This is a genomic window from Streptomyces sp. RP5T (genome assembly GCF_003933965.1).
Lineage (GTDB): Bacteria > Actinomycetota > Actinomycetes > Streptomycetales > Streptomycetaceae > Streptomyces.
The window spans coordinates 1-4,083 of sequence record NZ_RSAJ01000694.1 but is presented as its reverse complement, the minus strand read 5'-3'; the positions used below and the strand labels follow the sequence as shown (position 1 = coordinate 4,083).

The 4,083-nt window shown below is 73.2% G+C and carries 4 protein-coding genes; 3 read left to right on the top strand and 1 reads right to left on the bottom strand.

Features of this window, described 5'->3' with window-relative positions; all coding sequences use genetic code 11:
• The coding region (locus EHS43_RS48425) for a MarR family transcriptional regulator (RefSeq protein WP_260470918.1) at positions 1 to 539 on the bottom strand (539 nt) is incomplete at its 3' end.
• Between EHS43_RS48425 and cobT the strand changes: the two genes are divergently transcribed.
• From cobT to EHS43_RS46855, 3 genes are all read left to right on the top strand, one after another.
• Positions 447 to 1,556, top strand: coding sequence for a nicotinate-nucleotide--dimethylbenzimidazole phosphoribosyltransferase (gene cobT / locus EHS43_RS39335; RefSeq protein ID WP_125195363.1), 1,110 nt, complete (start codon positions 447 to 449; stop codon positions 1,554 to 1,556). The genes EHS43_RS48425 and cobT overlap by 93 nt on opposite strands.
• Positions 1,557 to 1,617: 61 nt before the next feature.
• Positions 1,618 to 3,381: a phosphatidylglycerol lysyltransferase domain-containing protein gene (locus EHS43_RS39330; RefSeq protein ID WP_125195362.1), complete on the top strand. Its 1,764-nt coding sequence runs from the start codon at positions 1,618 to 1,620 to the stop codon at positions 3,379 to 3,381.
• A gap of 24 nt (positions 3,382 to 3,405) precedes the next feature.
• Positions 3,406 to 4,083, top strand: a 678-nt coding sequence (locus EHS43_RS46855; protein WP_185806603.1) for a hypothetical protein, incomplete at its 3' end; no start/stop codon positions are given.

The window sequence follows — 4,083 nt, the reverse complement described above, 5'->3', positions numbered from 1 at the left end:
GCCCGGAGTTCGGCGGGGTCCGCGTGCGGGTTCAGCAGGCTCACCACGTCGTAGCGGGCGCGCAGGTGGGCGGTGAGCCACGGATCCGTCAGACGGCCCTGATAGCCCTCCTCCAGTCGCTCGGCCGCCTGGGCGTGCAGGACGCGGGGGGTGGGGTCCAGGCCGTCGAAGGCCGTGTAGGGGAAGAACGCTCTCGCCGCCGCCGGGAAGTCCGCGTCCCCCGTGTCCACGTCCAGCCAGCTCTCGGGCTCGGGGAACGGCAGCATCGCGCGGGCGGTGGAGCGAAGACGCCGTACGGAAGGGGCGGTTGGTGCGGGCATGGGACCTCCCGGGGGCGCACGGCAATTCGCTGCAAAACGGAACGTATGGGATCCCTCTCCCGGGTGCAATGACGTCATGGCCACGTGGCGCCCCCGTGTTCGATCAGGGCCGGTACTGTTCGGCGAATGAGCTCGCTTAATCTCGACGACTTCTCCGATCTGATCGAGCGCCCCGACGGCGGGGTGCGCCGCGACGCCGAGGCGCGCCGGGAGCGTCAGATCGTGCCGCCCGGGGCGCTGGGCCGCCTCGACGACCTGGGTGAGTGGCTGGCCGCGGCGCAGTCGGCCGTACCGGTACGGCCGATCGACCGGCCGCGGGTCGTGCTGTTCGCCGGTGACCACGGGATCGCGGAACTGGGCGTCTCGGGGCGGGCCGCCGGCAGCGCCTCGGAGCTGGTGCGGGAGGTCCTGGAGGGCGGCCGCCCGGTGTCGGTCCTCGCGCGGCGCCTCGGCGTGCCGGTGCGGATCGTCGACATGGCGCTGGACTGCGATCCGGCCGAGCTGCCGCAGGACGTCGTACGGCACCGGGTGCGGCGCGGGAGCGGTCGTATCGACGTCGAGGACGCGCTGACCCCGGAAGAGGCGGAGGCCGCGTTCCGGGCCGGGATCGCCCTGGCCGACGAGGAGGCCGACTCCGGCACGGATCTCGTGGTGCTCGGCGATGTGAGCGTGGGCGGCACCACGGCCGCGGGGGTGCTGGTCGCCGCGCTGTGCGGGACCGACGCGTCCGTCGTGACCGGGCGCGGCGGCACCGGGATCGACGACCTGGCGTGGATGCGCAAGTGCGCGGCGATCCGGGACGCGCTGCGGCGGGCCCGGCCGGTGCTCGGGGACCAGCTGCAACTGCTGGCGACGGTGGGCGGGGCCGACCTCGCGGCGATCACCGGGTTCCTGTTGCAGAGCGCGGTGCGCAAGCTGCCCGTCGTGTTGGACGGGGTGGTCGTGGCCGCCTGCGCGCTGGTGGGCCAGCGGATCGCGTTCCGGGCGCCGGACTGGTGGGTGGCCGGGCAGAACAGCGGTGAGCCGGGGCAGGCGAAGGCGCTGGACCGGATGGCCCTGGAACCGCTGCTCGACCACGGCGTGACGGTCGGCGAGGGCGCGGGCGGGCTCCTCGCGCTGCCGCTGGTGCAGGCCGCGGCGGCGCTGGCCGCCGAACTGCCCGAGAGGGCCGACGCCGCCGAGGAGCCGAAGGCGGCGCCGGAGCCGGAACCGGAGAAGGCGTCCGACGAGGAGTAGCCGGGGACAGGTGGGTGCCCTTGCGACGGAATCGCCGGCGCAAGGGGCATGATCGCCCTTCATGGGAGATGTCCGGGTTGCACCTGTTCGGAATGTCCGGTCCACCGCCGGCTCGCGGCGGTCCGCCGCCTTCGCCGTCTGGTATCTGCGGCTCGTCGCGTTCGTCAACTTCCTCAGCGCGGTGTGGGTGACGCTGGGGCAGGACGTACGGCGGCACAACCAGCAGGACTACTTCACGCCGTATCTGCTGACGGCGGGCTTCGCCTCCGGGGTGTTCACGGCCTTCCTCGCCATCACCATGCGGCGGCGCAAGCGCGCGGCCTGGATCCTGAACCTGGTGCTGTCGGGGGCGTTCCTCGCGCTGTTCGTCCTCGCGATGACCTTCCCGGAGATCCGGGGGTACGCGCAGAACTGGATCTCCCTGTTTCTCACCGCCGCCTTCGTCGCGGCCCTGCTCGTCGGACGGCGGGAGTTCTACGCCAAGGGCGACCGGTCCAACCCGCGGCTCGCCGCCGCCGTGGCCGTGGGCGGACTGCTGGTGTGCTCGCTGCTGGCCGCGCTGCTGGTCACCGTCACCAACGAGGCGCCGACGTCCTCGTCCTTCGGGGAGCGGTGGTGGTACGGCACGCTGCGCCTGGTCTCGGTCGCCGCCGACGACTCGCGCTTCGACGGGATCCTGACGCCGAACTGGGTCAACGTCGTCATCAACGTGCTCAGCACGCTCCTAGTCCTCGCCGTCCTCTACGCCGCCTTCCGCTCCCGGCGCGCCCTGGACCCGCTCACCGAGGACGACGAGCGGCGTCTGCGGGAGCTGCTGGAGCGGCACGGGGAGCGGGACTCGCTCGGGTACTTCGCGCTGCGCAGGGAGAAGAGCGTCGTCTGGTCGCCGACCGGGAAGGCGGCCGTCACCTACCGGGTCGTCAGCGGGGTCTCGCTGGCCTCCGGTGACCCGATCGGCGACCCGGAGGCCTGGCCGGGGGCGATCGGACCGTGGCTGGCCGAGGCCCGGGCGCACGGGTGGCTGCCGGCCGTGATGGGCGCGGGCGAGGAGGCGGGGACGGTGTACGCGCGGCACGGCCTGAACGCGCTGGAACTGGGTGACGAGGCGATCGTCGAGGTCGCCGAGTTCACCCTGGAGGGGCGGGCGATGCGGACCGTCCGGCAGGCCTACAACCGGGTCCGGCGGGCCGGGTACACCGTGCGGATCCGGCGCCACGAGGACATCCCCGCCGAGGAGATGGCGGCTCTCGTAAGGCGTGCGGACGACTGGCGGGACGGGGCCACCGAGCGCGGGTTCAGCATGGCGCTGGGGCGGCTCGGGGACCCGGAGGACGGCCGGTGCGTGGCGCTGGAGTGCTCCGACGCCGACGGGGAGCTCAAGGCGGTGCTCTCCTTCGTGCCGTGGGGGCCGCACGGGCTCTCCCTCGACCTCATGCGCCGGGACCGCGACGCGGACAACGGACTCATGGAGTTCATGGTCATCGAGCTGCTGAAGCGGGCCCGGGAGATCCAGATCACCCAGGTCTCGCTCAACTTCGCAATGTTCCGTTCGGTCTTCGAACGTGGTGCGCGTCTTGGCGCCGGGCCGGTGCTGCGGCTGTGGCGGTCGCTGCTCAGCTTCTTCTCCCGCTGGTGGCAGATCGAGTCCCTGTACCGGGCCAACGCCAAGTACCGGCCCATCTGGGAGCCGCGGTTCCTGCTCTTCGAGAAGAGCGCGGACCTGCCACGGATCGGTATCGCCTCGGCGCGCGCGGAGGGGTTCCTGGAGGTGCCGGGGCTGCCGAAGTGGCTGCGGCGCCGGGAGCACTTGAGCACACACAGGTGAGGACCGCCGGATGAGGACCGTGGGATGAGGACGCTCGGCCGCTGGGCCCGCGCGGAGTGGGGGGCGCTGTACGACACCGTGCGCGGGCCGCTGCTGCGGCGCGGGTGGCGGGCGGTCCCCCTGGCCCTGACGGCCGTGTGCCTGACGGCGGCACTGCACTTCGTGCACGGCCGGTCGTGGGGGTACGGCTTCGTCCAGGACGTCGGTGCCGTGCGCGCCGCGGACCCCCTCTGGCTCGCCCTGCTCCGCACTCCCCTGTCCCTGTTCGTGCCGGCCCTGGACCTGCCGGTGTGGGGTGCGCTGGCGCAGATCCTGTTCGTGTTCGGGATCGCCGAGATCTGTCTGGGCCGGTGGCGGACGCTCACGCTGGCGTACGCGGCCACGCTCGCCGGGACGCTGTACGCGCGCGTGGGCATCTGGCTGGGCCCCGACAGCCCGCTCGGCCTGCCCGCCTCGGACGCCCACGTCGTGGACACCGGGCCGTCGGCGGCGGTGGTCGGCCTCGCCGTGTTCCTGGGCTGGCGCTACGGCGCGCGGGTCACCGCGGCCGCCGTGATCGCGGCGATGGTGATCGAGGTCCTGGCGAAGGAGAATCTCGCCGGCAGGGAACACGTGGCGGCGATCGCGACCACCCTCACCCTGTGCGCCCTGTCAGCAGCCCACCGCCGCCACACCCACGCCCGGTCCGGGGCGGCCCCCGAC

Bases quoted from the DNA above. Each gene is read 5' to 3' on its own strand.
- cobT (WP_125195363.1), top strand. From the start codon at position 447: ATGAGCTCGCTTAATCTCGACGACTTCTCCGATCTGATCGAGCGCCCC.
- EHS43_RS39330 (WP_125195362.1), top strand. From the start codon at position 1,618: ATGGGAGATGTCCGGGTTGCACCTGTTCGGAATGTCCGGTCCACCGCC.